Raw genomic sequence first — 24203 nt, 5'->3', positions numbered from 1 at the left:
GGGGGTGACAAGGTAAGGAGGGAAAAATCGTGCAATTCAACAATTTATCAGAATGCACGCAGGGATGTTGCGATGCAGCTAGAAAAAAACGGGGCCGCAAGCGCAAGGAGAGACTTTCGGCGCGCGCCGCCAACACGGCGTCTTGCAGTGGCAAAACAAGCGAGGCCGCCCGCGGGGCGGCCTCGCTATATATATTAAGAGACCGCGATCAGGACGCGGCCCCTTGCGTCATCAGGCAAGCGCCTTCAAGACCGCGTCGCCCATGCCGGCGGTCGTGACCTTCGTCGTGCCCGGCTCGAAGATGTCCGCGGTGCGCAGGCCGCTGGCCAGCACGCTGCGCACGGCCGCCTCGATGCGGTCCGCCTGCGGCGCGAGGTTCAGCGAGTAACGCAGCAGCATGGCGGCCGACAGGATCGTCGCCAGCGGATTGGCAATGCCCTGCCCCGCGATGTCGGGCGCCGAACCGTGGCTGGGCTCGTACAGGCCTTGGCCGCTGGCGTTCAGGGACGCCGAGGGCAGCATGCCGATGGAGCCGGTCAGCATTGCCGCTTCGTCGGACAGGATGTCGCCAAACAGGTTGCCGGTGACGATGACGTCGAACTGGCGCGGGTTGCGCACCAGTTGCATGGCCGCATTGTCGACATACATGTGCGACAGCTCGACGTCCGGGTACTCGCGCGCCACTTCGATGACGATGTCGCGCCAGAACTGCGAGGTCTCGAGCACGTTGGCCTTATCCACGCTGCACAGCTTCTTGTTGCGCTTTTGCGCCGATTCGAAGCCGATGCGCGCGATGCGGCGCACTTCGGATTCCGCGTAGCGCATCGTGTCGTAGCCTTCGCGTTCGCCGGTGAAGGCGCCGTCCGGCGACGAGCGCACGCCGCGCGGCGTGCCGAAATAGATGTCGCCGGTCAGTTCGCGGATGATCAGGATGTCCAGGCCCGACACGATCTCCGGCTTGAGCGACGAGGCGCTGGCCAGTTCGGGGTACAGGATGGCCGGACGCAAGTTGGCGAACAGGCCCAGCGCCTTGCGCAGGCCCAGGATCGCCTGTTCCGGACGGAACTCGCGCGGCAGGCTGTCGTACTTCCAGTCGCCGACCGCGCCGAACAGCACGGCATGCGATTCCTTGGCCAGGTTCAGCGTGGCGGGCGGCAGCGGATGTTCGAACTGATCGAAGGCTGCGCCGCCGACCGGCGCCTGTTTGATGTCGAAGGGCACATCCAGCGCCTTCAGGACGCGCACGGCCTGTTCGACGATTTCCGGGCCGATGCCGTCACCCGGCAGGACTGCGATGTTGTGGGTCATTGAATAACGATCCTGTGTTCGATGGTTTGATCAGGCGATGGGGCGGCTTTCGAGCCACGGATGGCGGGCCAGGCGCTCGGCTTCGAAGGCGCGGATCTTGTCGGCGTGGCGCAGCGTCAGACCGATGTCGTCCAGGCCGTTCAGCAGGCAGTATTTGCGGAAGGGTTCGATGTCAAAGCCCATCGCGCGGCCGTCCGCGGCGATCACGACCTGGCGGTCCAGATCGATGTTCAGCTTGTAGCCCGGGAACGCCTTGACTTCGTCGAAAAGGCGCGCCACTTCCAGTTCGGACAGCACGATCGGCAAGAGGCCGTTCTTGAAGCTGTTGTTGAAGAAGATGTCGGCGTAGGACGGCGCGATGATGGCGCGGAAACCGAACTGCGTCAGCGCCCAGGGCGCGTGCTCGCGGCTGGAGCCGCAGCCGAAGTTCTTGCGGGCCAGCAGGACCGAGGCGCCCTGGTAGCGCGGCTGGTTCAGCACGAAGTCCGGATTGAGCGGGCGCTTGCTGTTGTCCATGCCCGGTTCGCCGTGGTCCAGGTAACGGAGCTCGTCGAACAGGTTGGGCCCGAAGCCCGTGCGCTGGATGGACTTGAGGAACTGCTTGGGGATGATGAGGTCCGTGTCGACGTTTTCGCGGTCGAGCGGCGCCACCAGGCCTTCATGAGTGGTAAATGCTTGCATGTTGTCTACTCGGTGCTTGACGCTTATCGGAACGTGCGAACGTCGACGAAATGGCCGGCGACGGCCGCGGCGGCGGCCATGGCCGGGCTGACCAGGTGCGTGCGGCCGCCCTGCCCTTGCCGGCCCTCGAAATTGCGGTTCGAGGTCGAGGCGCAACGTTCGCCGGGTTCGAGGCGGTCGGCGTTCATGGCCAGGCACATGGAACAGCCCGGTTCGCGCCATTCAAAGCCGGCTTCAATGAAGATCTTGTCCAGGCCTTCACGTTCGGCCTGCTGCTTGACCAGGCCGGAGCCCGGCACGACCATCGCCTGGCGCACATTGGAAGCCACGCGCTTGCCGCGCGCCACCACAGCTGCGGCGCGCAGGTCTTCGATGCGCGAGTTCGTGCACGAACCGATGAACACGCGATCCACGCGGATATCGGTCAGCGGGGTGTTGGGCTTCAGGCCCATGTATTCCAGCGCGCGCTCCATGCCGCTGCGGCGCACGTCGTCTTTTTCGCGGTCGGGGTCCGGCACGCGCGAATCCACCGGCAACACCATTTCGGGCGACGTGCCCCAGGTGACTTGCGGCTTGATGTCGCGCGCATTGACTTCGACCACGGTGTCGAACTTGGCGCCTTCATCGGTGTGCAGGGTGCGCCAGTACTTGACGGCCTGGTCCCAGACGACGCCGGTGGGTGCAAAGGGACGGCCACGGAAGTATTCGATGGTCTTGTCGTCGACCGCAACCATGCCGGACCGGGCGCCCGCTTCGATCGCCATGTTGCAGACGGTCATGCGGCCTTCGACGGACAGCGAGCGAATCGTGCTGCCGGCAAATTCAATGGCGTGACCCGTGCCGCCGGCCGTGCCGATGATGCCGATGATGTGCAGCACCACGTCCTTGGCCGTACAGCCGAAGGGCAGTTCGCCATCGACCTTGATGAGCATGCTCTTGGCTTTCTTCATGAGCAGCGTCTGCGTGGCCAGCACGTGCTCGACTTCGGACGTGCCGATGCCGAAGGCCAGCGCGCCCAGCGCGCCGTGCGTGCTGGTGTGCGAGTCGCCACAGACCACGGTCATGCCCGGCAGGGTGGCGCCCTGCTCCGGTCCGATCACGTGGACGATGCCCTGGCGCAGATCGTTCATGCGGAATTCGGTGATGCCGTACTTGCCGCAGTTGGCATCCAGCGTGTCCACCTGCAGGCGCGAGATGGGATCGTCGATGCCCTGCGCGCGATTCATCGTGGGCACGTTGTGATCGGCCACCGCCAGGTTGGCGCCGGTGCGCCACGGCTTGCGGCCCGCCAGCGTCAGCCCCTCGAACGCCTGCGGGCTGGTGACCTCGTGCAGCAGGTGGCGGTCGATATAGAGCAGACAGGTGCCGTCTGATTCCTGGTGGACGATGTGGGCGTCCCAGAGTTTGTCGTAAAGAGTTTGGGCCATGGATGCGCTCTGCAAATAGACAATCCGGCTCGAGCCTGGCGCGAGGGGTAAAACGCTACCCTGCCGCGCCGGCTGCTGCGGCATGAAGGGAATTATGCCCAGCCACCAAACCTAGTACAAGCACACCTGATATACCAGTACTACCACTACCATGCTGACCGACTCGCCGGGGGCCCATCCCGCAGTTGTGTTGACTTGTTGCATAGCCAATTAATGCCCGGGAAAAATCACTATCGATACAAATTGGTAAACAAAATAGATACAGAACTCTCAAATAGATATAATCGTCCCACGCCCTGGAAGCGTTCACTTCGAAATAATGCGTAATAAACCGTATTAATAGAAGTAAACGATTTTAGATTGAGCGATGTTCGTGCAAATTCGAAGAAGTAGTTAGATGTTGCGCGAAATTCACCTAATGGACCGCCGGCAACAAACCTCAAGAATTAACAAATCTTGACTCGCCAAAGCTGACATTTACATACAACATGGCGGCCATTCAATCTCAACTTGACTCGCGAATAATCACTATGGCTTCGTTTTTGCTCAAAAGCACGACCTCGGTCCTTGCCCTTGCATTTGCCCCTGCCGTTTTTGCACAGTCCGCGACGCCCGCTGCCACCGCACCGGCCGGGCAGCCGCAAGTGACGTTGAATCAGATCGTTGAGCAGACCCTGCTCAGCAATCCCGAAATCCAGGCCAAGTACCACGACTTCCAGGCGTCCCTGGAAGGCCAGGCCGTCGCCCGCGCCGCCTACTTTCCGCAGATCAATGCGCAAGGTTATCTGGGCCGCGAATGGCGCAACAACGTGCCCGGCGTCGGCTCGCAGAGCTGGAACCGCCCCGGCTGGAGCGTCGAGCTGCGTCAGCTGATTTTTGACGGCTTTCGCACCACCAACGACGTCAAGCAGGCCGGTTTCGACAAGCTGGCCCGCTTCTATGACGTGCTGGCCACCAGCGACAACACCGCGTTCACCGCCGTGCAGGCCTACATCGACCTGCAGCGCTACCGCGACATGGAGCTTTTGGCCCGCCAGAACTATTCGCTGCACGAAAACACGCTCAAGCAGATCGGCGAGCGCACGGAATCCGGCGTGGGCCGTCGCGTCGACCTGGAGCAGGCCGGTGGCCGCCTGTCGCTGGCCCAGACCAACCTGATGACCGAAACGGCCAACCTGCTGGACGTGCAGCAGCGCTTTCAGCGCGTGACCGGCGCCCTGCCGCCCGAATCGATGCTGCCGGCTCCGGATATCGCCGACAAGCTGCCCAAGGCCCCGGGCAACTTCAATGACTCCCTGCGCCGCAATCCCAGCTTCCTGTCCAAGCAGGCCAGCCTGCAGGCCGCGCAGGCGGGCGTGCAGTCGTCCAAGGGCGCGTTCTCGCCCAAGTTCGAGTTCGTGGCAAACACCGGCCGCGACCAGAATGATCCGACCCCGCAAAGCCGCGACATCCAAAGCTCCAGCGTCCAGGTCGTGATGAGCTACAACCTGTACCGGGGCGGCGCCGACTCCGCCCGCGTGCGCCAGACCGCCAACCAGTCGTATGCCGCCCGCGACATCCGCGATTACACTTGCCGCAACGTGCAGCAGGACCTGGCCGTGGCCTGGAACAACATCACCAGCCTGAGCCAGAAGTTGCCCTTCCTGCGTGACCACGAAGTGGCCACGACCAAGGTGCGTGATGCGTACGCGCAACAGTTCCAGATTGGCCAGCGCTCTCTGCTGGACCTGCTGGACACGGAAAATGAACTGTTCGAATCGCGCCGTGCGCTGACCAATGCCATTTATGATCTGCGTCTTGCGCAGTATCGCTGGCTGGCGCTGTCCCACACCCTGCTGCCGGCGCTGGCGCTGCAACCCGCGCGCAACGAAATGCCCGAGGAAAACGGCAAGCTGGAAGTGTCGGACGAAGTGATCAAGCTGTGCAATTCGACCGTTCCGGACACCGCCCGCCTGGCTCCCGTTCGCGTGCACTACAACGAAGGCACCCTTCCCCCGACGCTGGTGCCGGTGAACTCGCCTGCCGCCCGACCCTGATCGGAGCAGGCCGCAAGGAGGCCCAATGGCCAACAAGGGCAGTGATTTCTCGCAGTTGGACGCGGACTTTGTCCGCGTCCTGGAAGACTTGATCGACGCGTTGATCGCCAACGGCACCTTGCGTATGACGGACCTGCCTATCCAGGCCCAGCAAAAGCTCACCCAGCGCAAGCAGCAGCGTGCGCGCCTCTCGGAACACCTTGACCTGTTGGATGACGAAGATGGACAAGTTATCTGATCTGGCTGCCCGGGAATGGCGCGCGGACGCCCGCTCCGCGCACGACGACCCGCTGCTCGACTGCCTGGTGGAAATCACCCGCCTGCACGGCGTCGCGGCTACCGCGCAAGCCCTGTCGGCGGGCCTGCCCCTGGAAGAACACCGCCTCACGCCCGCCCTGCTGCCTCGGGCGGCCGCGCGGGCGCAGCTTTCCGCGCGCGTGGTCAAGCGCTCGCTGGATCACATCTCGCCGGACCTGCTGCCCGCCATCCTGCTGCTCAAGGGCGAACGCGCCTGCCTGCTGCTGAAAAAGGACGGCGGCAAGTTCGTGGTCAGCCACCCCGAACTGGGCGGCAGCTCCATCGACATGGATCCGGCCGAACTGGCCGAGCAGTACAGCGGGCTGGTCTGCTTTGTCCGTCCGCAATTCCGGTTTGACGCCCGGTCCCCGGAAGTGGCCAAGGTGCGCGAGCGCCACTGGTTCTGGGCCGCCATCATGGAGAACCGCCGGCTGTACCGCGACGCCCTGGTCGCGGCGCTGCTGATCAACGTGTTCGCGATGGCGATGCCGCTGTTCACCATGAACGTGTACGACCGCGTGGTGCCGAACAACGCCGTCGAAACGCTATGGGTGCTGGCCATCGGCATCACGCTGGTGGTGATCTTCAACATGATCCTGAGCACCGCGCGCTCGCATGTCGTGGACAGCGCCAGCAAGCGGGTCGACGTGCGCCTGTCCTCGCAGATCATGGAGCGCGTGCTGGACCTGCGCCTGGAAGGCCGCCCGGTGTCCGTCGGTTCGTTCGCGGCCAACCTGCGCTCGTTCGAATCCATCCGCGACTTCATCGCCTCGGCCACCATCACCACGCTGGTCGACCTGCCCTTCATCCTGCTGTTCCTGGGCGCCCTGGCCTGGATTTCGCCGTGGATGATCCTGCCGCCGCTGGTCGCGATCGTGCTGATCCTGCTGGTGTCGCTGGCGGCGCAGGCGCGCATGGAAGCGCTGACGATGGCCTCGTTCCAGGCCTCGTCGCAGCGCAACGCCACGCTTGTCGAAGCGCTGACCGGCCTGGAAGCCGTCAAGACGCTGAATGCCCAGGGCTCGATCCAGCGCAACTGGGAACGCGCCACGGAGTTCATCGCCCAGACGGGCGGCAAGCTCAAGCTGATTTCCTCGTCGACGGTCGGCTTCGTGCAGGCCGTCCAGCAGCTCGTCTCGATCGCCGTCGTGATCATCGGCGTGTACCTGGCGCAGGAATCCGCGCTGTCGATGGGCGGCATCATTGCCGCGTCCATGATCGCCGGCCGCTGCCTGGCGCCGCTGGGCCAGGTCGCCGGCCTGCTGATGCAATACCAGAATGCCCGCACCTCGCTGGGCTCCATCGACAACTACATGAAGATGGCGATCGAGCGTCCGGCCGAGGCCGAGTTCCTGCATCGCCCCGTGTTCCACGGCGGCCTGGAATTCCGCGACGTGACCTTCACGTATCCCGGCAGCACGCAGCCGGTGCTCAAGAAGGTGTCGTTCAAGCTCAAGCCCGGCGAGAAGGTCGGCATCATCGGCCGCATCGGCTCGGGCAAGACGACGCTGGAGAAACTGGCGCTGGCCCTGTACCAGCCCACCGAAGGCGCCGTGCTGCTCGATGGCGTGGATGTCCGCCAGATCGACCCGGCCGACGTGCGGCGTGCCATCGGCCACGTCCCGCAGGATCCCCTGCTCTTTTACGGCAGCCTGAAGCACAACCTGGCGATGGGCGCGCCCTACGCCGACGACGCCAGCATCCTGGCGGCCGCCAACACGGCCGGCGTGACCGAATTCGCCAACCTGCATCCCAACGGTTTTGACATGATCATCGGCGAGCGCGGCGAATCGCTTTCCGGCGGCCAGCGCCAATCGGTGGCCGTGGCGCGCGCGCTGATCAACGATCCCCCCATCCTGCTGCTGGACGAACCCAGCAGCAACATGGACCACCAGAGCGAGGCCCAGCTGCGCAAGCGCCTGGGCGAAGCCAGCGCAACCAAGACGGTCCTGCTGGTGACGCACCGCACCGCGCTCCTGGAGCTGGTCGATCGGCTCATCGTGATCGACAACGGCCATATCGTGGCCGACGGTCCGAAGGAACAGGTTGTCGAAGCCCTGCGTCAAGGACGCGTTGGACGCGGAAGCTGAGAAGACCATGCTGAACAATCCTGGAGCCCCCAAGCACGGTTTCTTTGGCAACCTGCTGCGCGCGCCGCGCAACGTCTTCGTGTTCTTCTTCGACCGCCTGCTGGACGGCGCCGAGAAAGGCAAGCCCGCCCAGCGGTCCGACTACATCGGCAATGCCGAATGGGTCATCCACGAGTCGCAGGCCCGCGGCTCGCGCATCCTGCTGTGGACGTCGCTGCTGGCCACGATGGGCCTGCTGGTCTGGGCAGGCTTTGGCAGCATCGATGAGGTGGTCCGCGGCGAAGGCAAGGTCGTCCCGTCCCGCCAGGTGCAGATCATCCAGAGCCTGGACGGCGGCATCGTCGAAGAGATCCTGGTGCGCCCCGGCCAGGAAGTCGAGGCCGGCGAGGTCCTGCTCAAGATCGACTCCACCCGTTTCAACTCGTCGCTGGGCGAGAACAACGCCGAGTACCTGTCGTTGCTGGCCAAGGCGGCCCGTCTGAAGGCGCTGGCCACGGGCGAACCCTTCGTCACGCCCGAGGAAGTGCTGAAACAGGCGCCCGGCCTGGGCGAAATGGAACGCAACGCCTGGCAGGCGCGCAACACCGAGCTGAACGCCACGGTCAACGTGGCCCGGGAACAACTCAAGCAGCGCCAGGAAGACCTGCGCGAAACCATCGCCAAGCGCGACCAGGCCTCGGCCAGCTGCGGCCTGACCTCGCGCGAGCTGCAGGTGACCCGGCCGCTCCTCAAGAGCGGCGCCGTGTCCGAGGTCGATCTGCTGCGCCTGCAGCGCGACGTCGCCCGCTATTGCGGCGAGCAGAAAGGCGCCGAGGCGCAGATCGACCGCTTCCAGGCGTCCATCAAGGAAGCCGAAAGCAAGATCCAGGAAGCCGAGCTGAACATCCGCAACCAGGCCCGCAGCGAGCTCTCGGAAACCAACACCAAGCTGGCGACCCTGCGCGAAGGCAAGGCGGCGCTGGTCGACCGGGTCAAGCTGGCCGAAGTGCGCGCCCCGGTGCGCGGCACCGTCAAGACCCTGTTCAACAACACGGTCGGCGGCGTGGTGCAGCCGGGCAAGGACATCATCGAAATCGTCCCCAAGGACGACACGCTGCTGCTCGAAGTGCGCATCCAGCCGCGCGACATCGGTTTCCTGCACGCGGACCAGAAGGCCGAGGTCAAGTTCACGGCCTACGACTTCGCGATCTACGGGGGCCTGGAAGGCCGCGTGGAACAGATCGGCGCGGACACCGTGACCGACGAGAAAGGCAACTCCTACTACGTCGTGCGCGTGCGCACGGACCGCAGCACGGTAGGCGACAAGCTGTTGCCCATCATCCCCGGGATGGTGGCAGAGGTTCATATCCTGACAGGCAAGCGCACGGTGCTCCAGTACCTGCTCAAGCCCATTCTGCGGGCGAAGGCCAACGCCTTCACCGAACGTTAATGGAGAGCTTCAAGGCCTTATGAAACCCATTCCCGTCCTGTTGATTACGCACGACGACCTGCTTTGGCAGCACTGGCGCGCGCTTGACCCGGCGCGCTGGATGGCTGCCCGCGGGCGAGGCCTGGCGGATCTGCAACGCTGGCGAGAACAAGGCCGCACGCTGGCGGTGCTGGACGCCGACGTGCCCAAGCTGCCCGCCTGGCACGATCCATTCTGGACCCCGTCGCTGGCCGGCCTGCACGTCGTGGTCGCCAGCGCCAGCCCCAACGATGAACAAGGCACGCAGGCGCTGGGCGCCGGCGCGCACGGTTACTGCCACAGCTATGCGCCGCCCGCCGCGATGGCCCAGGCCCTCGAAGTCGTCGCCTCCGGCGGCATCTGGATGGGGCGCTCGCTGGTGTCGCGCCTGCTCAAGCTCGTCACCGAGCGTGCGCAGGACGCGCACGCGTGGGACGGCGGCCGTCTCACCGAGCGCGAAATCACCGCCGCGCGCTACGCCGCCAGCGGCCAGTCCAACGCCCAGATCGCCGAAGCGCTGGGCATCACCGAACGCACGGTCAAGGCGCACCTGTCGGCCGTTTTCGACAAGCTGGGCGTTACCGATCGCCTCCAGCTCGCCCTGCTGGTCCACGGCATTTCCGCACCCGCCGACGCGCGCAGCAAAATCACCGCGTAAACCTGTCCTCAAGGACAATACCCGCCGCCAGCGGCGACCCGTAGTATCTGGCCATCTTGGATAACTCCCTGAAACGGAACCAACATGGCCAACTCCTCTCCCGCAGTCGTCAACGAAATCTCCGGTCGCGCGTGGATACGCAATAGCGACGGTTCCTTGACCGAACTGCATCAAGGCAGCAAAGTCCCCGCCGGCAGCGACATCGTCACTGCCTCGGGCGCCACGGTTTCGCTTCAGGTTGAAAACGGCATGCCGATCGTGATCGGCGAAGGCCGCGAAGTCGCGGTCAACGGCGACATGACCGGCCCGCTGGCCGATCCGACCGAAGCCGCGGTTGCGCCGCCTTCTGGCACCGATTCGGACCGCCTGCTGGCCGCCCTGCAAGCCGGCCGCGACCCGTTCGACGAACTCGATCCGACCGCCGCCGTCGTGGCTGGCGGCGGTGAAGCCGGCGGCAGCAGCTTCGTCCGCCTGGCCCGCATCCTCGAAACCACCAGCCCGCTGGATCTTGCCTACCCGAATCCGGCGCGCGGCGACGACACGCTGCCGCGGGTTTCCGGCGCGGCGCTGACCGCCGATGACGGCGACGGCACTGCAGCCACGCCCACCACGCCCGCCAACAATGCGCCCAACGCGTTGAATGACGCCGCCGCCGGCGATCAGAACTCGCAAGTGCGCGGCAACCTGCTCGCCAACGACTCCGATCCCGACGGTGATCCGCTGGCGATCACCTCGATCAACGGCCGTCCCATGGTGCCGGGTGGCATTTCGGTACTGGGCTCCACGGGCGGCACCTTCGTCGTGCAGCCCGACGGCAGCTACGTCTTCACTCCGGGTGGCCAATACGACTACCTGGCCGTGGGTGAGACCGCCACCAGTACCATTTCTTACACCATCACCGACCCGAGCGGCGCGACCTCCACCGCAACCGTCGTCGTAACCGTGACCGGCACCAACGACGGCCCGGTCTCCTCCGCCCTGACCAATCAGGCCGGCGTCGACGCCCAGACCGACGTGCGCTATGACGTGTCGGACCGCTTCTCGGACCCGGACACCAGCGACAAGCTGACTTACTCGGCCACAGGCCTTCCGCCCGGCCTGACCATCGATCCGAACACCGGCATCATCACCGGCACGATCGACCATTCCGCTTCGCAAGGCGGCGCCAGCGGCGTGTACTCCGTGGTCGTGACCGCGACGGACCCGTCCGGCGCCTCGACCTCGCAGGAATTCAAGTGGGACGTCACCAACCCTGCCCCGACCGCGGTCAACGATAGCGGCACGACCGACGAAGACACGTCGCTCAGCGTCACCGCCCAGAACGGTGTGCTCGCTAACGACACGGATCCGGACGGCGACACGCTGACCGTTTCGCAAGTCAACGGCAATGCAGCCAATGTGGGCACGGCAGTCACGGGCTCCAATGGCGGCACCTTCACGCTGAACGCCGACGGTTCGTACAGCTTCAACCCAGGTTCGACGTTCCAAAGCCTGGCCGCCGGCCAGACCGCGACCAGCTCGATCAGCTACACCGTGTCGGACGGCCAAGGCGGCACGTCGACGGCAACCCTGACGGTCACCCTCACGGGCACGAACGACGCCCCGACGCTGACGCCGGAAGTCACGCTGGCCAACCAGTCCGGCAACGACAGCGATCCGATCACCCCGATCGACGTTTCCGGTCAGTTCCGCGACGTCGACAGCGGTGATTCCCTGACCTACTCGGCCACCGGCCTACCACCCGGCCTGACGATCGATCCCGCCACCGGCATCATCTCCGGCTCGCTGGACAAGTCCGCCTCGCAGGGTGGCGACCAGGGCGTCTACACGGTTACCGTAACGGCCACCGATAAGAGCGGCGCTTCGGTATCGCAGGACTTCTCGTGGGACGTCAAGAATCCTGCCCCCACCGCCGACAACGACCAGGGCGAAACCAACGAAGACACGACGCTGAACGTCACCGCCGATAACGGCGTGCTGGCCAACGACGTGGATCCCGACGGCGACGCGCTGCACGTCTCGCTGGTCAACGGCCAAGCGGCCAACGTCGGCACGGCTGTCGCCGGCCTGGGCGGCGGCACCTTCACGCTGAACGCCGACGGTTCCTACACCTTCAACCCTGGCGCCGACTTCCAAAAGCTGGCGGAGGGCGAACGCGCCACCAGCTCGATCACTTATACGGTCTCGGACGGCGAAGGCGGTACCAGCACTGCCACGCTGACGGTAGCCATCTTCGGCACGAACGACGCGCCCACTGCTGTGCCCCTGGACAACCAGAGCAGCATGGACGGCGACGCCGTCAACTACAACATCGCCGGCTTCTTCAGCGACGTAGACAACGGCGACGCGCTGTCGTACACGGTCGACTACCTGCCTGGCGGCCTGACCTTCGACGGCGCAACCGGTACGTTCTCCGGCACGTTCACCAACTGGGTCTCCGATCACACCAATACGGGCGTGAAGGGCGAATACCTCATCAACGTGACGGCCACCGACAAGTCTGGCGCCACCGTAACCCAGAGCTTCATCTGGAAGGTGGGCAACCCCGAGCCGATCGCCGCTGACGACAACAACGCCACCACCGAAGACAATGTGCTGGTGGTCGACCATCGTACCGAAGGCGTGCTGGGCAACGACACCGATCCGGACGGCGATCCCCTGCACGTTTCTCACGTCAACGGCAATGCCGCGGGCGTGGGCACGGCCGTAGCGGGTTCCAATGGCGGCACGTTCACGCTGAATGCCGACGGCACGTACACGTTCAACCCGGGCACGGCGTTCCAGAATCTGGGCGCAAACCAGACGGCCACCACCTCGATCACCTACACGGTTTCCGATTTCCAGGGCGCCACCAGCACGGCGACGCTGACGATCACCATCACCGGCACCAACGACACCCCGATCCTGACCCCGGGCGTGACGCTGGATGACCAGTCCGCCAACGACGGCCAAGCCATCACACCGGTCGACATCTCCGGCCAGTTCTCCGATGTGGACAACGGCGATGTGCTGACCTACTCGGCCAGCGGCCTGCCGCCCGGCCTGAGCATCGATCCCAAGACCGGCATCATCACCGGCACGATCGACAAGTCCGCTTCGCAAGGTGGTGATTCTGGCGTCTACGCCGTCACCATCACCGCGACCGACAAGTCCGGCGCGTCGGTCTCGCAAGACTTCTCGTGGGATGTGAGGAACCCGGCCCCGACGGCGGTCAACGACTCGGGTAGCACCAACCAAGGCGTCAGCCTCACTGCCGATGCCGCGCACGGCGTGCTGTCCAACGACACCGATCCCGACGGCGACGCGCTGCACGTCTCGGCCGTCAACGGCCAGGCGACCAACGTGGGCGCCGCGATCACTGGCTCCAACGGTGGCACCTTCACGCTGAACGCTGACGGTTCGTACTCGTTCAACCCCGGCTCGACCTTCAACAACCTGGGCGCCAACCAGACGGCGACGTCGTCGATCACCTACACCGTCTCCGACGGCGAAGGCGGCACCAGCACGGCCACGCTCACGGTCACCATCACCGGCACCAACGACACCCCGATCCTGACCCCGGGCGTGACGCTGGATGACCAGTCCGCCAACGACGGCCAAGCCATCTCCCCGGTCGACATCTCCGGCCAGTTCTCCGACGTGGACAACGGCGACGTGCTGACGTACTCGGCCAGCGGCCTGCCGCCCGGCCTGAGCATCGATTCCAAGACCGGCATCATCACCGGCACGCTCGACAAGTCCGCTTCGCAAGGTGGCGATTCTGGCGTCTACGCCGTCACCATCACCGCGACGGACAAGTCCGGCGCCTCGGTCTCGCAAGACTTCTCGTGGGATGTGAAGAACCCGGCCCCGACGGCAGTTGCAGACGACGGCGCGACCAACCAGGGCGTGAGCCTGAACGTCAACGCGCAGAACGGCGTCCTGTCCAACGACACCGATCCGGACGGCGATACGCTGCACGTCTCGGCCGTCAACGGCCAGGCGACCAACGTGGGCGCCGCGATCACTGGCTCCAACGGTGGCATCTTCACCCTGAACGCTGACGGTTCTTACTCGTTCAATCCCGGCTCGACGTTCAACAACCTCGGCGCCAACCAGACCGCTACGTCGTCCATCACCTACACCGTCTCCGACGGCGAAGGCGGCACCTCGACCGCGACCTTGACGGTCACCATCACCGGCACCAACGACACCCCGATCCTGACCCCGGGCGTGACGCTGGATGACCAGTCGGCCAACGACGGTCAAGCCATCACCCCGGTCGACATCTCCGGCCAGTTCTCCGACGTGGATAACGGCGACGTGCTGACCTACTCGGCCAGCGGCCTGCCGCCCGGCCTGAGCATCGATCCCAAGACCGGCATCATCACCGGCACGATCGACAAGTCCGCTTCGCAAGGTGGTGATTCTGGCGTCTACGCCGTCACCATCACCGCGACCGACAAGTCCGGCGCGTCGGTCTCGCAAGACTTCTCGTGGGATGTGAAGAACCCGGCCCCGACGGCGGTCAACGACTCGGGTAGCACCAACCAAGGCGTCAGCCTCACTGCCGATGCTGCGCACGGCGTCCTGTCCAACGACACCGATCCTGACGGCGACACGCTGCACGTCTCGGCCGTCAACGGCCAGGCGACCAACGTCGGCACCGCGATCGCGGGCACCAACGGCGGCACCTTCACGCTGAACGCTGACGGTTCGTACTCGTTCAACCCCGGCTCGACGTTCAACAACCTCGGCGCCAACCAGACCGCTACGTCGTCCATCACCTACACCGTCTCCGACGGCGAAGGCGGCACCTCGACCGCGACCCTGACGGTCACGATCACCGGCACCAACGACACCCCGATCCTGACCCCGGGCGTCACGCTGGACGACCAGGCCAACAACGACGGCCAGGCCATCACGCCGGTCGATGTCTCCGGCCAGTTCTCCGATGTGGACAACGGCGATGTGCTGACCTACTCGGCCAGCGGCCTGCCGCCCGGCCTGAGCATCGATCCCAAGACCGGCATCATCACCGGCACGATCGACAAGTCCGCTTCGCAAGGTGGTGATTCTGGCGTCTACGCCGTCACCATCACCGCGACCGACAAGTCCGGCGCGTCGGTCTCGCAAGACTTCTCGTGGGATGTGAGGAACCCGGCCCCGACGGCGGTCAACGACTCGGGTAGCACCAACCAAGGCGTCAGCCTCACTGCCGATGCTTCGCACGGCGTGCTGTCCAACGACACCGATCCGGACGGCGACGCGCTGCACGTCTCGGCCGTCAACGGCCAGACGACCAACGTGGGCGCCGCGATCACTGGCTCCAACGGTGGCACCTTCACCCTGAACGCTGACGGTTCGTACTCGTTCAACCCCGGCTCGACCTTCAACAACCTGGGCGCCAACCAGACGGCGACGTCGTCGATCACCTACACCGTCTCCGACGGCGAAGGCGGCACCAGCACGGCCACGCTCACGGTCACCATCACCGGCACCAACGACACCCCGATCCTGACCCCGGGCGTGACGCTGGATGACCAGTCCGCCAACGACGGCCAAGCCATCTCCCCGGTCGACATCTCCGGCCAGTTCTCCGACGTGGACAACGGCGACGTGCTGACGTACTCGGCCAGCGGCCTGCCGCCCGGCCTGAGCATCGATTCCAAGACCGGCATCATCACCGGCACGCTCGACAAGTCCGCTTCGCAAGGTGGCGATTCTGGCGTCTACGCCGTCACCATCACCGCGACGGACAAGTCCGGCGCCTCGGTCTCGCAAGACTTCTCGTGGGATGTGAAGAACCCGGCCCCGACGGCAGTTGCAGACGACGGCGCGACCAACCAGGGCGTGAGCCTGAACGTCAACGCGCAGAACGGCGTCCTGTCCAACGACACCGATCCGGACGGCGATACGCTGCACGTCTCGGCCGTCAACGGCCAGGCGACCAACGTGGGCGCCGCGATCACTGGCTCCAACGGTGGCATCTTCACCCTGAACGCTGACGGTTCTTACTCGTTCAATCCCGGCTCGACGTTCAACAACCTCGGCGCCAACCAGACCGCTACGTCGTCCATCACCTACACCGTCTCCGACGGCGAAGGCGGCACCTCGACCGCGACCTTGACGGTCACCATCACCGGCACCAACGACACCCCGATCCTGACCCCGGGCGTGACGCTGGATGACCAGTCGGCCAACGACGGTCAAGCCATCACCCCGGTCGACATCTCCGGCCAGTTCTCCGACGTGGATAACGGCGACGTGCTGACCTACTCGGCCAGCGGCCTGCCGCCCGGCCTGAGCATCGATCCCAAGACCGGCATCATCACCGGCACGATCGACAAGTCCGCTTCGCAAGGTGGTGATTCTGGCGTCTACGCCGTCACCATCACCGCGACCGACAAGTCCGGCGCGTCGGTCTCGCAAGACTTCTCGTGGGATGTGAAGAACCCGGCCCCGACGGCGGTCAACGACTCGGGTAGCACCAACCAAGGCGTCAGCCTCACTGCCGATGCTGCGCACGGCGTCCTGTCCAACGACACCGATCCTGACGGCGACACGCTGCACGTCTCGGCCGTCAACGGCCAGGCGACCAACGTCGGCACCGCGATCGCGGGCACCAACGGCGGCACCTTCACGCTGAACGCTGACGGTTCGTACTCGTTCAACCCCGGCTCGACGTTCAACAACCTCGGCGCCAACCAGACCGCTACGTCGTCCATCACCTACACCGTCTCCGACGGCGAAGGCGGCACCTCGACCGCGACCCTGACGGTCACGATCACCGGCACCAACGACACCCCGATCCTGACCCCGGGCGTCACGCTGGACGACCAGGCCAACAACGACGGCCAGGCCATCACGCCGGTCGATGTCTCCGGCCAGTTCTCCGATGTGGACAACGGCGATGTGCTGACCTACTCGGCCAGCGGCCTGCCGCCCGGCCTGAGCATCGATCCCAAGACCGGCATCATCACCGGCACGATCGACAAGTCCGCTTCGCAAGGTGGTGATTCTGGCGTCTACGCCGTCACCATCACCGCGACCGACAAGTCCGGCGCGTCGGTCTCGCAAGACTTCTCGTGGGATGTGAGGAACCCGGCCCCGACGGCGGTCAACGACTCGGGTAGCACCAACCAAGGCGTCAGCCTCACTGCCGATGCTTCGCACGGCGTGCTGTCCAACGACACCGATCCGGACGGCGACGCGCTGCACGTCTCGGCCGTCAACGGCCAGACGACCAACGTGGGCGCCGCGATCACTGGCTCCAACGGTGGCACCTTCACCCTGAACGCTGACGGTTCGTACTCGTTCAACCCCGGCTCGACCTTCAACAACCTGGGCGCCAACCAGACGGCGACGTCGTCGATCACCTACACCGTCTCCGACGGCGAAGGCGGCACCAGCACGGCCACGCTCACGGTCACCATCACCGGCACCAACGACACCCCGATCCTGACCCCGGGCGTGACGCTGGATGACCAGTCCGCCAACGACGGCCAAGCCATCTCCCCGGTCGACATCTCCGGCCAGTTCTCCGACGTGGACAACGGCGACGTGCTGACGTACTCGGCCAGCGGCCTGCCGCCCGGCCTGAGCATCGATTCCAAGACCGGCATCATCACCGGCACGCTCGACAAGTCCGCTTCGCAAGGTGGCGATTCTGGCGTCTACGCCGTCACCATCACCGCGACGGACAAGTCCGGCGCCTCGGTCTCGCAAGACTTCTCGTGGGATGTGAGGAACCCGGCCCCGACGGCAGTTGCAGACGACGGCGCGACCAACCAGGGCGTGAGCCTGAACGTCAACGCGCAGAACGGCGTCCTGTCCAACGACACCGATCCTGACGGCGATACGCTGCACGTCTCGGCCGTCAACGGCCAGGCGACCAACGTGGGCGCCGCGATCACTGGCTCCAACGGTGGCACCTTCACCCTGAACGCTGACGGTTCGTACTCGTTCAACCCCGGCTCGACGTTCAACAACCTCGGCGCCAACCAGACCGCTACGTCGTCCATCACCTACACCGTCTCCGACGGCGAAGGCGGCACCAGCACGGCCACGCTCACGGTCACCATCACCGGCACCAACGACACCCCGATCCTGACCCCGGGCGTGACGCTGGATGACCAGTCGGCCAACGACGGCCAAGCCATCACCCCGGTGGACGTCTCCGGCCAGTTCTCGGACGTGGACAACGGCGATGTGCTGACGTACTCGGCCAGCGGCCTGCCGCCCGGCCTGAGCATCGATCCCAAGACCGGCATCATCACCGGCACGCTGGACAAGTCGGCTTCGCAAGGCGGCGATTCTGGCGTCTACGCCGTCACCATCACGGCCACCGACAAGAGCGGCGCCTCGGTGTCGCAAGACTTCTCGTGGGATGTGAAGAACCCGGCTCCGACGGCGGTCGCTGACACTGGCACGACTGAACAAACCGTGACCCTGAACGTCAACGCGCAGAACGGCGTGCTGTCCAACGACACCGATCCCGACGGCGACACGCTGCACGTCTCGGCCGTCAACGGCCAGGCGACCAACGTGGGCGCCGCGATCACTGGCTCCAACGGCGGCACCTTCACGCTGAACGCTGACGGTTCGTACTCGTTCAACCCCGGCTCGACCTTCAACAACCTGGGCGCCAACCAGACGGCGACGTCGTCCATCACCTACACCGTCTCCGACGGCGAAGGCGGCACCTCGACCGCGACCTTGACGGTCACCATCACCGGCACCAACGACACCCCGATCCTGACCCCGGGCGTGACGCTGGATGACCAGTCCGCCAACGACGGCCAAGCCATCTCCCCGGTCGACATCTCCGGCCAGTTCTCCGACGTGGATAACGGCGACGTGCTGACCTACTCGGCCAGCGGCCTGCCGCCCGGCCTGACCATTGATCCCAATACCGGCGTCATCACCGGCACGATCGACAAGTCCGCTTCGCAAGGTGGCGATTCTGGCGTCTACGCTGTCACCATCACGGCCACCGACAAGAGCGGCGCCTCGGTGTCGCAAGACTTCTCGTGGGATGTGAAGAACCCGGCTCCGACGGCGGTCGCTGACACTGGCACGACTGAACAAACCGTGACCCTGAACGTCAACGCGCAGAACGGCGTGCTGTCCAACGACACCGATCCCGACGGCGACACGCTGCACGTCTCGGCCGTCAACGGCCAGGCGACCAACGTCGGCACCGCGATCGCGGGCACCAACGGCGGCACCTTCACGCTGAACGCTGACGGTTCGTACTCGTTCAACCCCGGCTCGACGTTCAACAACCTCGGCGCCAACCAGACCGCTACGTCGTCCATCACCTACACCGTCTCCGACGGCGAAGGCGGCACCTCGACCGCGACCCTGACGGTCACGATCACCGGCACCAACGACACCCCGATCCTGACCCCGGGCGTCACGCTGGACGACCAGGCCAACAACGACGGCCAGGCCATCACGCCGGTCGATGTCTCCGGCCAGTTCTCCGATGTGGACAACGGCGATGTGCTGACCTACTCGGCCAGCGGCCTGCCGCCCGGCCTGAGCATCGATCCCAAGACCGGCATCATCACCGGCACGATCGACAAGTCCGCTTCGCAAGGTGGTGATTCTGGCGTCTACGCCGTCACCATCACCGCGACCGACAAGTCCGGCGCGTCGGTCTCGCAAGACTTCTCGTGGGATGTGAAGAACCCGGCCCCGACGGCGGTCAACGACTCGGGTAGCACCAACCAAGGCGTCAACCTCACTGCCGATGCCGCGCACGGCGTCCTGTCCAACGACACCGATCCGGACGGCGACACCCTGCACGTCTCGGCCGTCAACGGCCAAGCCGCCAGCGTGGGTACCGCGATCGCGGGTTCGAACGGCGGCACCTTCACCCTGAACGCTGACGGTTCGTACTCGTTCAACCCCGGCTCGACGTTCAACAACTTCGGCGCCAACCAGACCGCTACGTCGTCCATCACCTACACCGTCTCCGACGGCGAAGGCGGCACCTCGACCGCGACCCTGACGGTCACGATCACCGGCACCAACGACACCCCGATCCTGACCCCGGGCGTCACGCTGGTCGACCAGGCCAACAACGACGGCCAGGCCATCACGCCGGTCGATGTCTCCGGCCAGTTCTCCGATGTGGACAACGGCGATGTGCTGACCTACTCGGCCAGCGGCCTGCCGCCCGGCCTGAGCATCGATCCCAAGACCGGCATCATCACCGGCACGATCGACAAGTCCGCTTCGCAAGGTGGTGATTCTGGCGTCTACGCCGTCACCATCACCGCGACCGACAAGTCCGGCGCGTCGGTCTCGCAAGACTTCTCGTGGGACGTCAAGAACCCGGCTCCGACGGCGGTCGCTGACACTGGCACGACTGAACAGAGCGTGAGCCTGAACGTCAACGCGCAGAACGGCGTCCTGTCCAACGACACCGATCCTGACGGCGATACGCTGCACGTCTCGGCCGTCAACGGCCAGACGACCAACGTCGGCGCGGCGATCACCGGCTCCAACGGCGGCACCTTCACCCTGAACGCTGACGGTTCGTACTCGTTTAACCCCGGCTCGACGTTCAACAACCTCGGCGCCAACCAGACCGCGACCAGCTCGATCACCTACACCGTCACCGACGGCGAAGGCGGCACGTCGACCGCGACCTTGACGGTCACCATCACCGGCACCAACGACACCCCGATCCTGACCCCGGGCGTGACGCTGGACGACCAGGCTAGCAACGACGGCCAGGCCATCACCCCGGTGGACGTCTCCGGCCAGTTCTCGGACGTGGACAACGGCGATGTGCTGACGTACTCGGCCTCCGGCCTGCCCCCGGGCCTGAGCATCGACTCGAAGACCGGCATCATCACCGGCACGCTCGACAAGTCGGCTTCGCAAGGTGGCGATTCTGGCGTCTACGCCGTCACCATCACCGCGACCGACAAGTCCGGCGCGTCGGTCTCGCAAGACTTCTCGTGGGACGTGAAGAACCCGGCCCCGACCGCGGTCGACGACGCGGGCAGCACCAAGCAAGGCGTGGGCCTCTCCGCTGATGCCGCGCACGGTGTGCTGTCCAACGACACCGATCCGGACGGCGACGCGCTGCACGTCTCGGCCGTCAACGGCCAGGCGGCCAGCGTCGGCAAGGCGATCACCGGCACCAACGGCGGCACGTTCACGCTGAATGCCGATGGTTCGTACTCGTTCAACCCGGGCACCGCGTTCCAGCATCTGGCCAATGGCGCCAGCGCCACCACGTCGATTTCCTACACCGTCTCGGACGGCGAAGGGGGGCTGTCGACGGCAACGCTGACCGTGACCGTCACGGGCACGAACTCGGGCCCGACCTCGACCGTCATCGCTGACCAGACCGGCGTCGATTCGCAAACCGTTGTCAGCCTGGACCTGTCCAGCCACTTCAAGGATGTGGATCTGGCCACCGGCGACAAGCTGACGTTCAGCGCGTCCGGCCTGCCGAAGGGTCTGACGATGGATGCGAACACCGGCATCATCAGCGGCAAGATCGATCACTCGGCGTCGCAGCTGGGTGGCACTGGCGTGCACACGATCACTGTCACCGCGACCGACAACGCCGGCCTGACGACGACCCAGACGTTCAAGTGGAGCATCACGAATCCGCTGCCCCAGGCACAGCATGACCAGGGCACCACGGACGAGGACACCACGCTCAAGGTGACCGACGTCAAGAATGGCGTGCTTGCCAATGACGTGGATCCCGATGGCGACCCGCTGCAGGTCTCCGCGGTGGGCGGCAATGCCAACAGCGTGGGCAAGTCGATTGCCGGCCTGAACGGCGGCTCGTTCATCATCAACGCCGACGGCACCTACACGTTCAACCCGGGCAACGACTTCCAGTACCTGAACGCCAACCAGACCGCACAAACGTCGATCTGGTACACCGTATCCGACGGTGAAGGCGGCACCAGCCAGGCCCTCTTGACGGTTACCGTCACGGGCAAGAACGACGTCGCCACGATCGGTGGCGCAGGCTCGGGCTCGGTATACGAGGACTCCCCGGCGTTTGCGACCGGCAAGCTGACCGTGACCGATCCGGACGCCGGCCAAAGCTTCGTGCAGCCTCGCACGGCCGTGCAGGGCAACTACGGCACGTTCACGGTGGACGCCAATGGCAACTGGACCTACCAGCTCAACAACGCGTTGGCTGCCGTGCAGAACCTGAAGGCTGGCCAGACCCTTAGCGAAGTCTTCACGGTCACGTCCCAGGACGGCACCGCGACCAAGCCGGTCAACGTCACCATCATCGGCACGAACGACGCCCCGATTTCGGGTGATTCGGCAGCGCACTCGGCCGTGAACACGGCTTACACGCTCAAGGTGTCCGACTTCCCGTTCAATGACGGCGTGGAAAACGACAGCTTCCAGAGCGTGGTCATCACCCGCATCCCGGGCACCGGCGAAGGCACGCTGACCCTTAACGGCCAGGCTGTGACGGCGGGCCAGGTCATCTCGGTCACCGACATCCAGTCGGGCAAGCTGGTGTTCACCCCGTCCGCCGCGGGCGGCGATGCCACGTTCGACTTCTCGGTCCGCGATGCCGGCGGCACCGCGAACGGCGGTCAGAACACCTCGGACGAACACACCTTCACGCTGTCCACCGACAAGCTGGTGGTGGGCAACAACACCAGCAACACGGACATCAACGGCGGCGGCGGCAACGACATCCTCGTGGGTGACCGTGGCGGTTCGGTGACGGCGGTGGAGCCGGGCAAGAACTACAACATCTCGCTCATCGTCGACGTGTCCGGCAGCATGACCGACAAGATCGGCAACACGAATGTGTCGCGGATCGCGCTCTTGAAGAGTTCGCTTGTCTCGCTGGCCAATCAGCTGTCGAACCACGACGGGGTCGTGAACGTGCGCCTCATTCCGTTCTCGGACAAGGCGCAGAACGGTGTCACGATCAACAACCTGAGCAAGTCCAACGTCCAGCAGTTGCTCGACGCCATTGACGCCCTGAAGGCGGACGGCAACACCAACTATCAGGACGCCTTCAACAAGGCCGTGAGCTGGTTCAACTCGCAGGTTTCCGGCGGCAAGGACGCGGCCCACAACTACCAGAACCTGACGTTCTTCCTGACTGACGGCAATCCCAACGTCTATGGTCCCAGCGGGAACCAAAGCAGCGGCGCCCTGCAGCAGGCCGTCGATGCGGCCAAGCCGCTGGTGGATGGATCCGGCGTGCTGGTGGGCGGCAACAAGGTCGTGATGTACGGCATCGGCATCGGCGCGGGCGTCAACAGCGACTACCTGCGCTTCTTTGACAACACCAACGCCACGGGCCAGGGCTCGACGAAGGTTACTGAAGGCAGCGGCTGCAACTCCACGGAGTACACGGTCAACGGCACGGTGGGCCAGCCCCAGATCGTCAACAGCGCCAACGAACTGAACGCGGCGCTGCAAGGCGGCCAGACCACCACGGACCCGGCGCCCGTATCCGGCGACACGATCCATGGCGGCGATGGCAACGACATCATCTTCGGCGACACCATCAACACCGATCATCTGTCCTGGAGCGGCCACGCGGCAGGCACGCATGACGGTCAAGGCTGGCAAGCGCTGGTGGACTTCATGACGGCGCAGAAGGGTGGCACCGCCCCGACCACGCTGGAGATCTACAACTACCTGCAGCAGCACAGCGCCGAGTTCGACAAGGCTGGCGACACGCGCGGCGGAGACGACTTCCTGTACGGCGGCAAGGGCGACGACACCCTCTTCGGCCAGGGCGGCAACGACTACCTGCACGGCGGCGAGGGCAACGACACCCTTTACGGCGGCACAGGTAATGACGTGCTGGTCGGCGGAAAGGGCAACGACATCCTCGTCGGCGGCGCGGGCAGCGACACCTTCCGCTGGGAACTCAACGATCAAGGCACGGCGGCCGCACCCGCCATCGACCGGATCAAGGACTTCTCGACGGCTACACCTGCCAACAACGGCGACGTGTTGGACCTGCGCGACCTGCTGCAAAACGAGCAGTCCAATCCGCTGACCAACTACCTAGAGGTCAAGAAAGATGGCAGCAACACGGTCATCAATGTGAGCACCAATGGCGACATCGCCCACAACGTCGACCAGAAGATCGTTCTGGAGAATGTGGATCTCACCAACAACGGTTCGATGACCAGCGCGCAGGTCATCAATGACCTGCTGAACAAGGGTAAACTGATCGTCGATCACAATTGACCCACGCGCCACGCGCTCCGGCCTTCGCGGGCCGGAGCGCGGCCTCTTTCCCGT

General features: G+C 65.0%; 9 protein-coding genes. 6 read left to right on the top strand and 3 right to left on the bottom strand.

All coding sequences use genetic code 11. The features are described from left to right. Nucleotides 1-231: 231 nt before the first annotated feature. Genes leuB through leuC form a run of 3 tightly spaced genes read right to left on the bottom strand, consistent with a single transcriptional unit; the run spans nucleotide 232 to nucleotide 3416 of the window. Nucleotides 232-1308: a 3-isopropylmalate dehydrogenase gene (gene leuB, locus QEP15_RS08605; RefSeq protein ID WP_056315814.1), complete on the bottom strand. Its 1077-nt coding sequence runs from the start codon at nucleotides 1306-1308 to the stop codon at nucleotides 232-234. A gap of 30 nt (nucleotides 1309-1338) precedes the next feature. Further along, nucleotides 1339-1989 carry a 3-isopropylmalate dehydratase small subunit gene (gene leuD / locus QEP15_RS08600; protein ID WP_056315812.1) on the bottom strand — a complete coding sequence of 217 codons (651 nt, stop codon included), beginning with the start codon at nucleotides 1987-1989 and terminating at the stop codon, nucleotides 1339-1341. 23 nt (nucleotides 1990-2012) lie between these two features. After that, a complete protein-coding gene (gene leuC / locus QEP15_RS08595) occupies nucleotides 2013-3416 on the bottom strand; it encodes a 3-isopropylmalate dehydratase large subunit (RefSeq protein ID WP_056315809.1) in 1404 nt (467 codons plus the stop codon). A 530-nt stretch (nucleotides 3417-3946) separates the two neighbouring features. Between leuC and QEP15_RS08590 the strand changes: the two genes are divergently transcribed. The 6 genes from QEP15_RS08590 (at nucleotide 3947) to QEP15_RS08565 (ending at nucleotide 24149) form a co-directional block, all read left to right on the top strand. Further along, entirely contained in the window at nucleotides 3947-5452 is a 1506-nt protein-coding gene (locus QEP15_RS08590) for a TolC family outer membrane protein (protein ID WP_152383946.1), read from the top strand. A 25-nt stretch (nucleotides 5453-5477) separates the two neighbouring features. Continuing rightward, nucleotides 5478-5690 (top strand): hypothetical protein, encoded by a 213-nt coding sequence (locus tag QEP15_RS08585; protein WP_056315801.1) that lies wholly within the window; start codon nucleotides 5478-5480, stop codon nucleotides 5688-5690. After that, nucleotides 5674-7839: a type I secretion system permease/ATPase gene (locus tag QEP15_RS08580; protein WP_056315798.1), complete on the top strand. Its 2166-nt coding sequence runs from the start codon at nucleotides 5674-5676 to the stop codon at nucleotides 7837-7839. The genes QEP15_RS08585 and QEP15_RS08580 overlap by 17 nt, the downstream gene beginning before the upstream one ends. Before the next feature lie 7 nt (nucleotides 7840-7846). After that, the gene (locus tag QEP15_RS08575) at nucleotides 7847-9268 is read left to right on the top strand and encodes an HlyD family type I secretion periplasmic adaptor subunit (protein ID WP_056318595.1); all 1422 of its coding nucleotides are present in this window, start codon (nucleotides 7847-7849) and stop codon (nucleotides 9266-9268) included. A gap of 19 nt (nucleotides 9269-9287) precedes the next feature. Next, nucleotides 9288-9944: a response regulator transcription factor gene (locus tag QEP15_RS08570; protein ID WP_280148658.1), complete on the top strand. Its 657-nt coding sequence runs from the start codon at nucleotides 9288-9290 to the stop codon at nucleotides 9942-9944. An 84-nt stretch (nucleotides 9945-10028) separates the two neighbouring features. Then, the gene (locus QEP15_RS08565) at nucleotides 10029-24149 is read left to right on the top strand and encodes a retention module-containing protein (RefSeq protein ID WP_280148657.1); all 14121 of its coding nucleotides are present in this window, start codon (nucleotides 10029-10031) and stop codon (nucleotides 24147-24149) included. Nucleotides 24150-24203 lie beyond the last annotated feature (54 nt).

The organism is Achromobacter mucicolens (assembly GCF_029866465.1).
Taxonomy (GTDB): Bacteria; Pseudomonadota; Gammaproteobacteria; order Burkholderiales; family Burkholderiaceae_B; genus Achromobacter; species Achromobacter mucicolens.
Note: the sequence above shows the minus strand (reverse complement) of the source record. Positions and strands in the feature narration are given on the sequence as shown.

What these genes read in the sequence shown, in the direction of transcription:
- leuB (WP_056315814.1), bottom strand. Translation starts at nt 1,308, where the DNA reads ATGACCCACAACATCGCAGTCCTGCCGGGTGACGGCATCGGCCCGGAA.
- leuD (WP_056315812.1), bottom strand. Translation starts at nt 1,989, where the DNA reads ATGCAAGCATTTACCACTCATGAAGGCCTGGTGGCGCCGCTCGACCGC.
- leuC (WP_056315809.1), bottom strand. Translation starts at nt 3,416, where the DNA reads ATGGCCCAAACTCTTTACGACAAACTCTGGGACGCCCACATCGTCCAC.
- QEP15_RS08590 (WP_152383946.1), top strand. Translation starts at nt 3,947, where the DNA reads ATGGCTTCGTTTTTGCTCAAAAGCACGACCTCGGTCCTTGCCCTTGCA.
- QEP15_RS08585 (WP_056315801.1), top strand. Translation starts at nt 5,478, where the DNA reads ATGGCCAACAAGGGCAGTGATTTCTCGCAGTTGGACGCGGACTTTGTC.
- QEP15_RS08580 (WP_056315798.1), top strand. Translation starts at nt 5,674, where the DNA reads ATGGACAAGTTATCTGATCTGGCTGCCCGGGAATGGCGCGCGGACGCC.
- QEP15_RS08575 (WP_056318595.1), top strand. Translation starts at nt 7,847, where the DNA reads ATGCTGAACAATCCTGGAGCCCCCAAGCACGGTTTCTTTGGCAACCTG.
- QEP15_RS08570 (WP_280148658.1), top strand. Translation starts at nt 9,288, where the DNA reads ATGAAACCCATTCCCGTCCTGTTGATTACGCACGACGACCTGCTTTGG.
- QEP15_RS08565 (WP_280148657.1), top strand. Translation starts at nt 10,029, where the DNA reads ATGGCCAACTCCTCTCCCGCAGTCGTCAACGAAATCTCCGGTCGCGCG.